Origin of the sequence: Pigmentiphaga sp. YJ18, from assembly GCF_038066655.1 — a bacterium.
Classification (GTDB): Bacteria; Pseudomonadota; Gammaproteobacteria; order Burkholderiales; family Burkholderiaceae_B; genus Pigmentiphaga.
On sequence record NZ_JBBUKU010000001.1, the window covers coordinates 1,988,813 to 2,004,019 of the forward strand.

The 15,207-nt window shown below is 68.1% G+C and carries 12 protein-coding genes; 10 read left to right on the forward strand and 2 right to left on the reverse strand.

Translation table 11 applies throughout. The features are described 5' to 3' along the window. Both WKR98_RS09740 and WKR98_RS09745 read right to left on the reverse strand, forming a co-directional pair. On the reverse strand, positions 1-549 hold the full coding sequence (locus tag WKR98_RS09740) for a (2Fe-2S)-binding protein (RefSeq protein WP_341432755.1): 549 nt from the start codon (positions 547-549) through the stop codon (positions 1-3). After that, positions 546-3,332 (reverse strand): xanthine dehydrogenase family protein molybdopterin-binding subunit, encoded by a 2,787-nt coding sequence (locus WKR98_RS09745; RefSeq protein WP_341433846.1) that lies wholly within the window; start codon positions 3,330-3,332, stop codon positions 546-548. Before WKR98_RS09745 ends, WKR98_RS09740 begins: the two co-directional genes overlap by 4 nt. A gap of 293 nt (positions 3,333-3,625) precedes the next feature. On the opposite strand from WKR98_RS09745, the gene WKR98_RS09750 reads away from it, so the two are divergent. The 10 genes from WKR98_RS09750 (at position 3,626) to WKR98_RS09795 (ending at position 15,205) form a co-directional block, all read left to right on the forward strand. Then, entirely contained in the window at positions 3,626-5,806 is a 2,181-nt protein-coding gene (locus tag WKR98_RS09750) for an indolepyruvate ferredoxin oxidoreductase subunit alpha (protein ID WP_341432756.1), read from the forward strand. Next, complete coding sequence (locus WKR98_RS09755; RefSeq protein ID WP_341432757.1) at positions 5,803-7,374, forward strand: indolepyruvate oxidoreductase subunit beta family protein; 1,572 nt, start codon at positions 5,803-5,805, stop codon at positions 7,372-7,374. The genes WKR98_RS09750 and WKR98_RS09755 overlap by 4 nt, the downstream gene beginning before the upstream one ends. Before the next feature lie 58 nt (positions 7,375-7,432). Next, positions 7,433-8,425, forward strand: coding sequence for a TRAP transporter substrate-binding protein DctP (dctP, locus tag WKR98_RS09760; RefSeq protein WP_341432758.1), 993 nt, complete (start codon positions 7,433-7,435; stop codon positions 8,423-8,425). Continuing rightward, complete coding sequence (locus tag WKR98_RS09765; protein WP_341432759.1) at positions 8,422-8,952, forward strand: TRAP transporter small permease; 531 nt, start codon at positions 8,422-8,424, stop codon at positions 8,950-8,952. Before dctP ends, WKR98_RS09765 begins: the two co-directional genes overlap by 4 nt. Continuing rightward, complete coding sequence (locus WKR98_RS09770; protein ID WP_124687920.1) at positions 8,949-10,265, forward strand: TRAP transporter large permease; 1,317 nt, start codon at positions 8,949-8,951, stop codon at positions 10,263-10,265. The genes WKR98_RS09765 and WKR98_RS09770 overlap by 4 nt, the downstream gene beginning before the upstream one ends. Positions 10,266-10,428: 163 nt before the next feature. Continuing rightward, on the forward strand, positions 10,429-11,682 hold the full coding sequence (locus WKR98_RS09775; RefSeq protein ID WP_124687921.1) for an aromatic ring-hydroxylating oxygenase subunit alpha: 1,254 nt from the start codon (positions 10,429-10,431) through the stop codon (positions 11,680-11,682). Positions 11,683-11,695: 13 nt separating this feature from the next. Continuing rightward, positions 11,696-12,202, forward strand: coding sequence for an aromatic-ring-hydroxylating dioxygenase subunit beta (locus WKR98_RS09780; RefSeq protein WP_124687922.1), 507 nt, complete (start codon positions 11,696-11,698; stop codon positions 12,200-12,202). 31 nt (positions 12,203-12,233) lie between these two features. Next, positions 12,234-13,208, forward strand: coding sequence for a Bug family tripartite tricarboxylate transporter substrate binding protein (locus WKR98_RS09785; protein WP_124687923.1), 975 nt, complete (start codon positions 12,234-12,236; stop codon positions 13,206-13,208). A 3-nt stretch (positions 13,209-13,211) separates the two neighbouring features. After that, a complete protein-coding gene (locus WKR98_RS09790; RefSeq protein WP_124687924.1) occupies positions 13,212-14,414 on the forward strand; it encodes a rhodanese-like domain-containing protein in 1,203 nt (400 codons plus the stop codon). After that, positions 14,414-15,205, forward strand: coding sequence for an alpha/beta fold hydrolase (locus WKR98_RS09795; protein WP_124687925.1), 792 nt, complete (start codon positions 14,414-14,416; stop codon positions 15,203-15,205). The genes WKR98_RS09790 and WKR98_RS09795 overlap by 1 nt, the downstream gene beginning before the upstream one ends. The last annotated feature ends 2 nt before the right edge of the window (positions 15,206-15,207 follow it).

Below are 15,207 nucleotides of genomic sequence, written 5' to 3' on the forward strand. Positions count from 1 at the left end.
TCATTTCTCCTTGGTAACCAGGCCGGGGGTGGCGAGGATCACGGCCTTGGCCGCCTCGAAGTAGCGCACGTAGCCGGTGCAGCGGCAGATGTGGCGGCCCAGGTGTTCGGTGATCGTGTCTTCCAGCTGGTCGGCGCGCACGGGATCGGCCTTGAGCCGCTCCATCAGCGCGGTCGCGCCGATCACGAAACCGGGCGTGCAGTAGCCGCACTGGAAGCTGTAGTGGTCCAGGTAGGCCTGCTGCACGGGGGTGATGGCGATGATTTTCTGCTGGCCGTCGCGCTCGGCCAGGCCTTCTATGGTCCGGATACGCTTGCCGTTGAAGTAATGCGCGCCGGTGATGCAGGTGCGGATCTCCTCGGCGCCGCCGGGACCGTCCAGCAGCACCGTACAGGCGTGGCAGACACCGATGCCGCAGCCGAAGCGCGAGCCGGTCAGTCCCAGGTACTCGTGCAGGAAATCGACCATCATCAAGGTGTCGGGCACGTCCATGGGCCCGACCTGCTTGCCGTTGATGGTCAGCGTCAGGGGCGAGGTCGTGATCGTCATGGTTCCAGGACCTCCCGTATTTTTTCCGGCGTGACCGGCAGGTCGGTGAAGCGGTGGCCGATGGCATGCGCGATGCCGTTCACGATGGCGGCGACGATGGGGATCATGACGACTTCCGCGATGCCCTTGGGGGGATCGGTGTCGGAGATGGGCGGCAGGATGTCGCCGGTCTGGCTCCAGACGGCCACGTCGTGCGCGCGCGGCAGATGGTAGCGGTCGAAGTTCCAGGTGCCGTTGCCGGGGCCGTCCTCGTACAGCGGCAGATACTCGTGCAGCGCGTGGCCGATGCCCATCGCGATGCCTCCCTGCAACTGGCCCGATACCAGTTCCTCGACCACCGGCTTGCCGCATTCCAGCACCGAGTGATGCGACAGCAGCCGCACCTTGCCGCTGGTCGGGTTGACGGCCAGCTCGGCCAGGGCGGCATTGGCGCTGTAGTAGGTGACGCCGGCGTTGTTGCGCTGGGCCGGTGGATAGAAGACGTTCGAGCGCTTGATGACGTCGTAGGGCTGGGGCGAGCGGCTGCCGTCGCCGTAGCGCACGGCCAGGCCGTCCAGCGGCCGCCGGACCTTCTGGCCGCCCACGTCGAAGTCGGCCTCGGCCCATTGCCAGCGGTTGAAGGTATGGCCCACCGCAGCGGTCACGAAGTTCGCTTCGTAGGCGGTCTTGACCAGGCGCTCCAGCGGCAGGGGCTCCAAGCCGTTCGCGGTCAGGCCGCGTTCGGTCCAGCGGGCGTCCTCGCGCCGCACGACCAGGGGCGCGGCCTGGCCGCCGCCGATGCCGCGAGTCCAGATCGCCATCGCGGCCGGCCACAGGCCGTGCTCGAACACGACGCGGGCGGTTTCCTTCGTGGCGTGCCCGAAGAAGTAGACCGAGTTGCTGGCGCTGGAGGGCGAGGCGTGGACCGGCGTCCACATCGGATCGGCGGCCAGCCGGTCCTGCTCCTCCTGCTTGACCGTGTAGGTATCGACGTTGCCGACCATGGGCAGGTCGGACCAGTCGGTGACCGCGGTGCGCACTTCGTCGGCGGGGCGGCCGAACCATTCGGCGCACATCACGGCCTGCGAAGTGCTCATGCCGGTGCCGATCTCGACGCCGGTATGGTGCAGCACGATGCGTCCTTCCGGTGTCAGCGCCACGCGGACGAAGGCGGCCTCGCCGCCGGTGCCGAAGTCCTTCTGCACACAGCCGAAGCCCACGCCATAGCGTTCGTTCGGATGCGCGGCCTCGTAGTCGCGCTTGCGCTGGGCGCGTTCGGTCCACAACGGATGGCGCCGCGCGCGCTCGAGCACCTCGTCCACCCGCAGCGCGCCGCCGGCGATGGCGCCCTGGGTGTTCTTCATGCCCGACAGCAGCGCGTTGCGGACGCGGAACTCGATCGGATCGATGCCGAGTTCCTCGGCCATCTCGTCGATCATCATCTCGGTGGCGGCCATGCTTTGCAGCGTGCCGTAGCCGCGCGCCGAGCCGGCGTCGATGGCCCGGGTGGCCTCGGCCACGGCGATCAGGTCGTTCTTGGGGAAGTAATAGACCGACTGCGCGGCGGTGGCGGCCACCATGACTACCGAGGGCGAGAAATTCGAACGCCCGCCGCCGTTGCCCGTGAACGTGCCCTGGAAGGACTGGAGCTTGCCCGTTTTGCGGTCCACCGCCATGGTGTACTGCATGTCGAAGGCATGGCGCTTGAGCGAGGTCTGGAAGTGCTCGAAGCGGTCCACCGCGAAGCGCACCGGATGGCCGTCGCCGTACAGCGCGGCGACCAGGCCGTAGAACGGCACGTTGCAGTGGTCCTTCGAGCCGTACCCGACCGTGTAGCAGGGATGCACGAACAGGTGTTCCAGCGGAAAGCCGCTGTCGGCCACCATCTTGGCGGCGGCCTCGGCCACTTCCTGCGGCGACTGCGTGGCCAGCACCATGTGCAGCGAACGGGTGGCCGGGTCGTACCAGCAGTTCGCGTTGTCCGGCTCGAGCGCGGCGGTGTCGATCGACTGCGTCGTGTAGCGGCGCTTCATGACCAGCCAGTCCGCGGGCGGCGCGGCCAGTTCCGCGCCGATCTGCTCGGCCGCGCGCATGCCCCGCGCGTCCAGGCTGTCCTCGGGCTTGGTCGAGGGCCAGATCAGGGTTTTCTTTTCCGTGGGGAAGAGGGGACTGTCTTTCAGGCTGGAGTAAGCATCCTCGTCGTCCGGCGATGCGCCGCCCACGCGGACGTACCGGAACACGCCCCAGGGTTCGCGGTCGAGCGGTCCGGTCGCCGCGCCGTAGCGGATGACGTCCCGGGCGGCGCGCAGCCGTCCGCGGGCGAGCTGGTAGCGCGCGAAATCGTGGAAGATCAGGATGGCGACCGCGTGCCCCAGGTAGGCGGGCGTCTTGCCCGCGGGCAGCAGCATGTCATCGCCATAGAAGCCGGGGAAGGCCAGCTTGTCGCGGGCCAGGTCCTCGGCCGTGACCACGCGGTCGGGCTTGAGGTCGTCCCCCAGCGACGCGAGGTCGAAGCCGGCGTAGGTCCGGTCGGCCTGCGTGGCGCGAAGGATGAGGGCATGGGACTGCTGCTTGGGCCAGTGCGGCATGTCGGCGGCGCGGATGTCGCGGGCGAAGACCTTGCCGCCCACCACTTTCTCGTGGCCGTCGATCCGGAAGCGGGTATGGCCGTCGGCCGGGTTCCACTGCGCGCCGCGCAGGATGCGTTCTTCGAACAGGGCGCCGAACGCGGCGCTGTACAAGGGGGCTATCCACACCGTGACGCCGCCCACCGCGATGGCCTTCAGGAAGCCACGGCGGGACATGCCGGCGCCCGTGGCGTCCGTGCGGGCCGTCTGGTTCCAGCCAGGATCTTGCTTCACAGCACGCTCCTTGCAGCAAAACCGCAAGTGCCATGCTGGCAGCAAAAGATGGATTTATCAATACCGGAAAAGAGTGGAAATCAAGGCGGACCCGACGACGCAGACATGGATTTTCCTTATAGGGATACTACGAGGTATTCACCAAACAAATGTGGAATATACGAATAAACCATTAGCCCGTGGCCGGGTGCTGGAGAAGAATGGTGCGCTGACACCAGGCAGAGGAGAACGGGACCATGGCGGAGCGTTCGTTCACGAACGAGGTCGGCAAGCTGAAGCTGGGCGAAGGCGAGGAGTTCCGCGGCGAGGGCATCCTGGCCGTGACCAAGGCCCTGCTGCAGTCCGGCGTGTCGTACGTGGCGGGATACCAGGGGGCGCCGATCTCGCACCTGATGGATGTGCTGACCGACGCGAACGACATCCTGGAAGAGCTGGGCGTCCACTTCGAGCACAGCGCCTCCGAGGCGACGGCCACCGCCACGCTGGCGGCCTCGGTCAACTATCCGCTGCGCGGCGCCGTCACCTTCAAGTCCACCGTGGGCACCAACGTGGCCTCGGATGCGCTGGCCAACCTGGCTTCCGGCGGCGTGACCGGCGGCGCGCTGTTGATCGTGGGCGAGGACTACGGCGAAGGCTCCAGCATCATGCAGGAGCGCTCGCATGCCTTCGCGATGAAGTCGCAGGTCTGGCTGCTGGATCCGCGGCCCAACCTGGAAAGCATGGTGGGCGCGGTCGAGCGCGGCTTCGAGTTGTCCGAGGCCAGCAATACGCCTGTCATGCTGCAACTGCGCATCCGCGCCTGCCACGTCCATGGCCGTTTCACGACGCGGGCCAACAAGCGCCCGGCGTTCACGCTCAAGGACGCCATCGAGCACCCCGCGCGCGACGTCAACCGCATCGTGCTGCCGCCGGCCTCCTACCTGCACGAGCAGGAAAAGGTGGCCAAGCGCTGGCCGGCGGCGGTGCGCTACATCACCCAGCACGGCATGAACGAATTCTTCGGCGCCGATGACCAGGACATCGGCATCGTCATGCAGGGCGGCATGTACAACGGCGTGCTGCGTGCGCTGGAGCTGCTGGGGCTGGCCGACGCCTTCGGCCAGTCGCGGATTCCGCTGTACGTGCTGAACGTGACCTATCCCCTGGTGGACGAGGAGTTCGTCCGCTTCTGCGCCGGCAAGCGCGGCATCCTGATCGTGGAAGAGGGGCAGCCCGACTACATCGAGCAGGCGGTCCACGCCATCCTGCGGCGAGCCGACCTGAATACGCGGGTCCACGGCAAGGACGTGCTGCCGATGGCGGGGGAATATACCGGCGGCGTGCTGCTCAAGGGACTGGCGGAATATGTGCGCCGCTACGAGCCCGGCCTGCTCGACGGGCGGACGCTGCCCCGCGCCGCGCGGCCGGCCACGCCCGCGCGCATGCCGGACAATCCCAAGGCCTTCGCCATCCAGCGGGCCGCCGACCAGGTCCAGGGCCGGCCGCCGTCGTTCTGTACCGGCTGCCCGGAACGCCCCATCTTCACCGCCATCAAGCTGGTCGAGCGCGAACTGGGCCAGCACCACATCAGTTGCGACATCGGCTGCCATCTGTTCTCGGTGCTGCCGCCCTTCAACCTGGGCGCCACGACCATGGGCTACGGCCTGGGGTGGGCCGGCGCCTCGGCGCTGAACACGCGCGAGACCTCCCGCCGCACCATCTCCATCATGGGCGACGGCGGGTTCTGGCACAACGGGCTGACCAGCGGCGTGGGCAATGCCGTGTTCAACGAGACCGACAACGTGCTGCTGGTGGTGGACAACGGCTATTCGGCCGCCACCGGCGGACAGGACGTGCTGTCGTCCAAGGCCGAGAACCCGATACGCAGCACCAACAACCCCATCGAGAACGCCGTGCGCGGGGTGGGTGTGAAATGGGTGCGGACGGTGACGCGCACCTATAGCGTGGCGCAGATGCGCGACACGCTGCGCGAGGCGCTGACCACGCGTGAGAAGGGTCCGAAGGTGGTGGTGGCGCAGAGCGAATGCATGCTGAACAAGCAGCGCCGCGTGCGCCCGCTGATGCGCAAGGCCATAGGCGAAGGCCGGCGCGTCGTGCGCGAACGCTTCGGCGTCGATCCCGACACGTGCACGGGCGATCACTCCTGTATCCGGTTGTCCGGCTGCCCCTCGCTGACCATACGGGACAACCCCGATCCGCTGCGCACCGATCCGGTGGCGGCGGTGGTGGACAGCTGCGTGGGCTGCGGGCTGTGCGGCGAGGTCTCGCACGCCGCCGTGCTGTGCCCGTCGTTCTACCGGGCCGAGATCATCAACAATCCGGGGCGCTGGGACAGGTTCAAGGCGCGGATCAGGAAGACCGTCATCGGCGCCTTGCAGCGCCGCATCGACCGTCGGCTGGAGGGGTTGGCGGCATGAACGCGACGCATACCAACGAGGCGGGCGCGCCGCGCGCGCTGACCATCGCGGTGCTGGCCATGGGCGGCGAGGGCGGTGGCGTGCTGGCCGACTGGCTGGTGGACCTGGCCGAGCACAACGGCTACCTGGCCCAGACCACCTCGGTGCCGGGGGTGGCCCAGCGCACCGGCGCCACGGTGTACTACATCGAGATGTTCCGCGAGGCGGACGTGCCGCCGGGCAAGGCGCCGGTCATGGCGCTGGGGCCGATGCCCGGCGAGGTCGACGTGGTCATCGCGTCCGAACTGATGGAAGCGGGCCGCGCCCTGCAGCGAGGCCTGGTCGCGGACGACCGCACCACGCTGATCGCGTCCACCCACCGCGTGTATTCCATGACCGAGCGCACGGCGATGGGCGACGACCGGGTCGACTCGATCGCGCTGCTGGAGGGGGGGCAGGTGGCGGCGCGGCGCTTCGTGGCGGCCGACTTCAGCCGCATGGCCGAGGACGCCGGCAGCCCCATCAGCCCGGCGCTGTATGGCGCGCTGGCGGCAACGGGCGCGCTGCCATTCGGGCGCGAGCTTTTCGAGGACGCGATCCGGCGCGGGGGCGTGGGCGTGAAGGCCAGCCTGCAAGCCTTCGCCGCGGGTTTCGCCGCGGCCGCCGGCCAGGATGCGCCGGTGCTGCGCGAGACCACCGTGCGGCGCGAGGCGGCGGCCGTTGCGCCGGCCGAGGCGCCCGCGTCCACGGGCAGCCTGCCGACCGCCGTCGGCCCCCGGTTGGCTGCCCTGGACGAACGCATGGCGCGCGAATTCCCGGCCGAGTGCCACGCCGTGCTGCGCGCCGGCCTGGTCCGCGCGGCGGACTACCAGGACGTGGCCTATGCCGGCGAATACCTGGACCGGCTCGCACCGCTGCTGGCGGCGCTGCCGGATCGCGGCACCGCCAGCGTGGAGGTCTTGTCCGAGACCGCGCGCCACCTGGCCCTGTGGATGACCTACGAGGACGTGGCGCGGGTGGCCGACCTGAAGACGCGCGGCGCGCGCTTCGCCCGCGTGGCCGCCGAGGTGCGGCTGTCGCCGGCGCAGCAACTGGATATCAACGAGTTCATGCACCCCCGGCTGGAGGAACTGGCCGACGCCATGCCCGCCTGGCTGGGGCGATGGATGATGCGCAGCGCCTTCGCGCGCGCCTGCATCGGGCCGTTCACGCGCAAGGGCAGGGTGGTGCGCACCAGTTCGCTGCGCGGCTTCCTGCTGCTGTACACGGTGGCGGGGCTGCGCGGCATCCGCCGGGGCTCGCTACGCTACCAGGTCGAACGCGAACGCATGGCGCGATGGATGGATACCATCGTCTCGCTGGCGGCGAGCCAGCCGGCGCTGGCGGTGGAAGTGGCGCGGGCGCAGCGGCTGATCAAGGGCTACGGCGACACCCACGTGCGCGGCTGGGGCAACTTCCAGCGCATCATGTCGGTGCTGCCGGCGCTGCGGCAGGCCGCCGACGGCCCCGTGCGCCTGCGGGCGCTGGTCAAGGCGGCGCTGTCGGACGACAGTGGCCGCGCGCTGGAGGAAAAACTCGCGACCGTCTAGGATAAGGCGGCGTCATCAAGCAGCACCTCGTTGGTACAAAAAAGACAGGAGACAACGCATGAAATTTCCGCTCATCAAGGCAGCCGCCGCGTTCCTGGCCTGCGCGGCCATGTCCGCCGGCCCCGCCCAGGCGCAGCAGACCACGCTGCGCCTGATCTCGGCCTTTCCCGAGAACGGCATCTACGTGCAGCACCTGCAGGCGTGGGTCAAGAAGTTCAACGAAGAAGGCAAGGGGGTGCTGCAGCTCAATTTCCTGGGCGGCCCCAAGACCATGCCCCCGTTCGAGGTGGGCAACGCGGTCAAGACCGGCGTGGTCGACATCGCGCTGAACACCGGGGCGTTCTACACCAACGTGCTGCCCGAGTCCGACTTCCTGAAGCTGAGCGACATCCCGGTCGCCGAGCAGCGCAAGAACGGCGCGTTCGAGGCCATCAACAAGGTCTGGAACGAGAAGGGCAACATGCAGTACCTGGCCCGGATGGTCGAACACCAGCCCTTCCATCTGTACATCAACAAGAAGATCGACAAGCCCGACCTGACGGGGATGAAGATCCGCATCACGCCGGTCTACCGCGAGTTCTTCCAGGCCCTGAACGCCAACGTCATCACCACGCCTCCGGGCGAGGTCTACACCGCGCTGGAGCGCGGCGTGGTGGACGGCTACGGCTGGCCCATAGGCGGCATCTTCGACCTGAACTGGCAGGAAAAGACCAAGTTCCGCGTGGACCCGGGCTTCTACGACGCCGAGGTCTCGCTGATCATGAACCTGCCGGCCTACAAGAAGCTGACCCCGCCGCAACTGGCCTACCTGAACAAGCAGTTGCTGGCCCTGGAAGCGCAGAACGGCTTCTGGGACCGCTACGCCGAAGAAGAAACGGCGCGGCAGGCCAAGGCCGGCATCCAGACCATCAAGTTCGACCAGGCCACCGCCCGGCGCTATCGCGACATGGCCTACGAGGTGGGCTGGGCCACCGCCGCCAAGCAGAGTCCCGAGGTGGCGGCGCGCTTCAAGTCGCTGCTGTCCCGTCCGGCCGCCGGCAGCCGCCCATGATCGCGCGCGTGTCCGCCGCCTACGGGCGGCTGCTGACGGCGCTCGCCGCCGTGGGATGCGCGTTGCTGCTGGCCATGATGCTCGTCATCGTGGCCGACGTGCTGCTGCGCAACCTCGCCATCGCCGGGCTGCCGCGCGGGTTGGCCTGGAGCAACGAGGTGTCCGAGGCCATGCTGTACCTGATCACGCTGTGCCTGGCGCCGTGGCTGCTGCGCCAGGGCCAGCACATCCGCGTCGACATCGTGCTGCAGGCCATTCCACGCCGGCTGGCCTGGGGGCTGGAATGGCTGAGCGACGCGCTGGGCCTGGGCTGCTGCCTGGCGATCGCCTGGTACGGCGCCCAGTCCGCCTGGGCCAGCTATCAGTCGGGCGCGATGAACATCAAGACACTGGTGACGCCGGAATGGTGGATGCTGGCGCCGCTGCCGGTGGTGTTCCTGCTGTTGGCGGTGGAAATGCTGTTCCGCATGCATCGCCTGCTGCATGCCGAGGCGGGTCCGCGCAATGAAGCGGTGAGCGCATCATGAGCTGGCAGATCGCGGCCTGGATCCTGCTGGGCGGATCCACGGTGCTGCTGTTCATCGGCATGCCCGTGGCGCTGACCTTCATCTCCATCAACATCATCGGTGCGTGGCTGTACATGGGGGGCGAGATCGGGCTGATGCAGCTCGCCCGCAACAGCGTCAGCTCGGTGGCGGCCTTCTCGCTCACGCCCATCCCGCTGTTCGTGCTGATGGGCGAGGTGTTGTTCCATACCGGCCTCGCGCTCAAGGTGATCGACGGCATCGAGCGCCTGATCACGCGCGTGCCCGGCCGCCTGGCCGTGGTCGCGGTGGTGGCCGGGACCGTGTTCTCGGCCATTTCCGGATCGACCATCGCCACCACCGCCATGCTGGGTTCGCTGATGCTGCCCGTCATGCTGTCGCGCGGCTACCACCCCCGCATCGCGACCGGACCCATCATGGCCATCGGCGCCGTGGACATGCTGATCCCGCCGTCGGCGCTGACCGTGCTGCTGGGCTCGCTGTCGGGCATCTCCATCTCCAAGCTGCTGATAGGCGGGGTGATGCCGGGCATCATCCTGTCGGTGGCCTTCGTGCTGTGGATCGTGGTGCGCGTGCGCATCACGCCGTCCTGGGCGCCGGCGTCCGACACGGGCGAGCGGCGCACCGGCTGGGCGCGGTGGCATCTGTTCGTGGCCTACGTGCTGCCCACGCTGTCCATCTTCGGCGTCGTGGTGGGGGCGCTGGCGGCCGGATGGGCCACGCCCACCGAATGCGCGGCGCTGGGTTCCTTCGCCACCATGCTGCTGGCCGCGCTCTACCGGCGCCTGACCTGGGAAGCGGTGGTCAAGTCGCTCAAGGGAACGGCCGCCATCTCGGGCATGATCCTGTTCATCATCCTGGGGGCCACGACCTTCGCCCAGATCCTGTCGTTCTCGGGCGCGAGCAATGGCCTGGTGGAACTGATCACCGGCCATGGGCTGTCCACCGGCCTGATCGTGCTGGGCATGATGCTGATGCTCATCTTCCTGGGCATCTTCGTCGACCAGATCAGCATGATGATGATCACGCTGCCCATCTTCATGCCCATCGTGGGTGTGCTGGGCATCGATCCGGTGTGGTTCGGCGTCATGTTCCTGATCTGCATGCAGCTGGGCCTGCTGCTGCCGCCGCACGGCCTGCTGCTGATGACCATGCGCGGCGTGGCGCCGCCGTCGGTCTCCATGGGGACGATTTTCATCGCGGTCGTGCCCTACGTGGTCATGAGCCTGCTGTTGCTGGGCGCGGTGTTCTTCCTGCCGGGCATCGCCACCTGGCTGCCGAAAATGATCGGCTAGCCTGGGGCGGGACGGCGGCCTGTCTCGCCGTCCCGCTCATAATTGATTGAGATTTGCGTCAAAAATGGGATGATGAGTTCCAGCCATGTGGCTATGCCCCGGCTGGGCAAATCCTTACCATCGTTCCGTCGCCCGAAGTTCGCGAGGCGTATTGGAGAAAACGATGGAGGCAGGAGAGGCGCTGGTCAGCTGGCCCAGCGAAGGCATCACGCGGGTGCCGTTCCAGGTCTTTTCCGACCGGGAGGTCTACGACAGGGAACAGCAGCGGATCTTCCGCGGTCCGGTCTGGCAGTTTCTTTGCATTGAACAGGATATTCCCGAGCCCGGCGACGTCGTCACGTCCTGGATGGGCGAGACGCCGGTGATCGTCGCGCGCGACCACGACGGCCAGGTCAACGGCATGGTCAACCGCTGCGCCCACAAGGGCGCGCTGGTCGCGTTGAAAAGCAAGGACACGGTCAAGAATCTGACCTGTGTCTACCATGCATGGTCGTACCGGCTGGATGGCCGGCTGCGGTCCATCGCCTTCCAGAACGGCGTCAACGGCAAGGGCGGCATGCCCGAGGACTTCGACGTCGAGGCGCACCGGCTGCAACCGGTGCGCGTGCAGGTTTTCTGCGGGCTGGTGTTCGGCACGCTGTCGGACGAAACCCCGCCGCTGGACGAGTTCCTGGGGCCGCGCATGAGCGCCTTCATCCAGCGCAACTTCGGCCGGCCGCTGAAGGTGCTGGGCCGGCACAGCCAGATCATCCACAACAACTGGAAGCTGTATGCCGAGAACGTGCGGGATTCCTATCACGCGACGCTGCTGCATACCTTCTACACCACCTTCAAGGTCAACCGGCTGGACATGGACGGCGGCATCATCCTGTCCGACCGCAAGTGGCACCACATCAGCTATTCCAAGCGCGCCACCTTCAACCTCGACAAGGAGTACCTGACGGCCGAGGTGCACTCCGCCAAGTACGGCGCCAAGCACGGCGAATCGGCGCTGGAAGGGCCCGAGCTGCTGGATGCCTGGGAGGAGTTCGACGACGGCATCACCCATAGCATCCAGACCGTGTTCCCCAACGTGGTGTTCCAGTTCACGCTCAATTCGCTGGCCATCCGCTTCTTCGTGCCCCAGGGCGTGGACAAGACCGAGCTGAAATGGATATTCCTGGGCTACGAGCGCGATACGCCCGAACAGTCGAGGATGCGCATCATGCAGTCCAACCTGACCGGCGCGGCCGGCCTGGTGGCGCTGGAGGATGGCTGCATCAACGAGTTCGTGCAGCGGGGCACGGTGGGGTCGGGGCGACGCGCGGCGTTCATCGAGATGGGCGGCCGCGTGGCCGAGTCGAACGAGTCGTCGCGCGCCACCGAGGCTTCCGTCAGGGGGTTCTGGCACGGCTATCGCGACATCATGGGATTCTGACGGAACGCTGATCATGCAGACCACCATTCGTACTTCTTCTTCTCCCGCCGTGGGCGAGGACGTCCAGGCCGCGATCGGCAGGCTGATGGCCGATTACGCCCACGCGCTGGACGATGATGACCTGGAGTCCTGGCCGGACTTCTTCACCGACGACGGCAGCTACCGGCTGACCACGCGCGAGAACGTGGCGGCCGGCCTGCCGGTGGGCATCATCCATTGCGAGGGACGCGGCATGCTGCGCGATCGCGTCGCGGCGCTGCGCACCGCCAACATCTTCGAGCCGCACTGCTACACGCACGTGCTGGGCCCGAGCCGCATCGCCGTGGTGGGCGACGGCAGCTGGCGCGTACGTTCCAATTTCAGCGTCTATCGTACGTTCGAGACCGGCGAGTCCCGGCTGTACGGGGTCGGCAAGTACCTGGACATCGTCCACGCCCAGGGCGACGGCCCGCGCCTGCGGGAACGCGTGGTCGTGCTGGACTCGCGCTGCGTCGACGTGCTGACCGTCATTCCACTATAAAGGGCGCGCTGCGCACCGGAGGAGACACACCATGAAGAAAAGCTTGAAGGCCGCCGGCCTGGCCGCCGCGGCATGGACCGCCTGTATCGCGCCGTCGCAGGCCGCCGACGACACGGATTGGCCGAAACATACCGTGCGGCTGATCGTGCCGTACGCCCCGGGCGGCATCGCCGACCAGATGGCACGCATCACGGCCGAGGCGTTGCAGGCCGCGTTCAAGCAGCCGTTCATCGTCGAGAACAAGCCCGGCGCCAGCGGCAGCCTGGCGACGTCCTACGTGGCCAAGAGCAAGCCCGACGGCTATACGCTGCTGGTGGGCCTGGCCGCGCCCCAGACCCTGAACCAGTTCATCTACAAGGTGGACTACCACGGACTGAACGACTTCGCGCCGGTGGCGCTGCTGAACACCAACCCGCTGATCCTGGCGGTGCATCCCACGCTGCCGGTCAAGACCGTGGGCGACGTGATCGCCTACGCGCGCAAGTATCCCGGCAAGCTGAATTTCGGCGGCGCGGGCGGGCTGACGCAGTTCGCCGGCGAAGTCTTCAAGTACGACACCAAGACCGACATGGTGCACGTGCGCTACCGTGGCGGCGCGCCGGCCGTCGCGGCAGCCGTGGCCGGCGACGTGCAGATGACCTTCGCCAACTACTCCGACGTGCAGCCCTGGATCGAGTCCGGCCGGCTGCGCGCGGTCGCCATCACCAGTCCCAAGCGCTACCCCCGCAATCCCGACCTGCCCACCATCGCCGAGTCGGGCGTGCCGGGTTTCGGCATGGACGGCTGGACGGGCCTGCTGGCACCGGCCGGGACACCTCCCGCCATTGTCCAGAAGATGGCGGTGGTGGTGCGCAAGGCCCTGAACGAGCCCGCGATGAAGGACAAGCTCGAGGCCATGGGCAGCCCGCCCGGAGATATGACGCCGGAGGAGTTCCGGGCTTTCGTGGCGAGCGAGATCAAGCGCTGGCAAGGCTTCGTGGCCGAGTCCGGGATCAAGGTGGAATAGGGCATGGCCAAGAAAGGTGAAACGGCCCCGATGCCGACCGGACCACTGATCTCCGCCTCCGACCTGGCCCGCTTGGCGGGCGGCGCGGGAGTGGCCATCCTGGACTGCACCAGCCACCTGCCCACGGAGCGGCGCGACGCGCGCCGCGAGTTCGAGGCGGCGCACATTCCGGGCGCGCGGTTCGTGGACCTGGCCGAGATCAGCGATCCGGCGTCCGGCCTGCCCACGATGCTGCCTTCGGCGGCGCAGTTCGAGGCCGTCATGCGCAAGCTGGGGATCCAGGCCGGGGATCTCGTCGTGGTGTACGACACCCATGGCATACGGACCGCGCCACGGCTATGGTGGATGTTCCGGGGCTATGGCCACGAGCGGGTGGCGGTACTGGACGGCGGCTTGCCCGCGTGGCGGGCGGCCGGCGGCGCGGTGGAGCAGGGCCAGGCGGCGCCCGCGCGGGAAGGGGACTGGAGCGCGATGCGCGAGCACGACGCGGTGGCCGATACCGCCGCGACACGGGCCGCCGCGGCGGACGTCTCGTCCCGGGTGGTGGACGCGCGCAGCGCCGAGCGCTTCCGGGGGCTGGCGCCCGAGCCGCGCCCGGGGCTGCGGGCCGGCCACATCCCGGGCAGCGTCAACCTGCCCTACGAACACCTGCTCGACCCGGTCTCGCATGCCTACCTGCCGGACGACCGGCTGGCCGAGGTCATGCGGGCGCATGGGCTCGGGCTGGGGAAGGACACGCGCTTCGTCTGTTCCTGCGGATCCGGCGTATCGGCCTGCGTGCTTGCGCTGGCATTGCACAAGCTGGGCGAACGCGACGTCAGGGTCTACGACGGGTCGTGGACGCAATGGGGCAGCGATGCGGCCCTGCCGGTCGAGACCGGCGATGGCCATGCCTATGCCTTGAAGACCTATGTGGCGGCGCCCGGCAAGTTCGCGGCCATGCGCGACCGTTTCCTGTCCTCGGCCGCGCCGCTGCTGGCCGAACAAGGGCTGCTGCTGGAACGGAGCTGGACGCCGCCCGAGGCGCCTGACACCTTCGTCTACCTGCTGAAATGGCGGTCGGGCGTGGATTTCGACCAGGCCTGGGACGCGTTCGCCCGGGATCCGCGCTGGCTGGACGTCAAGCGCCGCTCGGAAGCCCAGGGTCCCCTGATCGCGCGCCAGGAGTCTATGATGCTGGGTACTTCAATAGGGGAGAGGCGGTGATGAACGCGCAGGGCAGTTTCGATAAGGGATCGGGCCTTTACTACACGGCGCAGGGGCCGTCGACGGGCGAGGCGGTGCTGCTGGTCCATTCGATCATGTCCGATGGGGCCAGTTGGGCGCGGCAGTCTGCGTGGCTGGCACGCACGTACCGGGTGATCGCCATCGACCTGCCTGGCCACGGACAGGCGCCGATCGCCGGCGAGGTGACCCTGCCCGGCCTGGCCGATTCCGTTACCCGGCTGGCCGACACGCTGGGCTTCGCGCGCTTCCATTTCATGGGGGTATCGCTGGGTGCCATGATCGGTTTCGACCTGGCCACGCGCCATGCCGCGCGGCTGGCCAGCCTGGTGGCCTGCGATGCGCCGTCCAGCACGCCGGACAACTACGGGGCGCTGTGGGACGAGCGGATCGCGCGCGCCCGGCGCGAGGGCATGGCGGCGCTGGTGGACGAGACCCTGGCGCGGTGGTTCACGCCGCCGACACTGGCGGGAGAACCGGCCCTGGTCGCGCAGGTCCGCGAGCAGATCCTGAAGACGCCGGTCGAAGGCTACGCGCATTGCGCGCGGGCGATCAGCCGCTTCGACTATCGCGACGGGCTGGCGCGCAGCCCGGTCAGGGCAACGCTGACGGCGGGCGAGGCCGATGGGGTCATCGTGCCGGCCATGCGCGAGCAGGCGCGGGCGATGCCGCATGGCCAGTGGGTGGAGATACCCGGCGCCGGTCACCTGCCCCAGCTCGAGAACCCGGCCGCCTTCGAGGCGATGATGGCGGGGCACTTCGGCAAGGCGTGAAC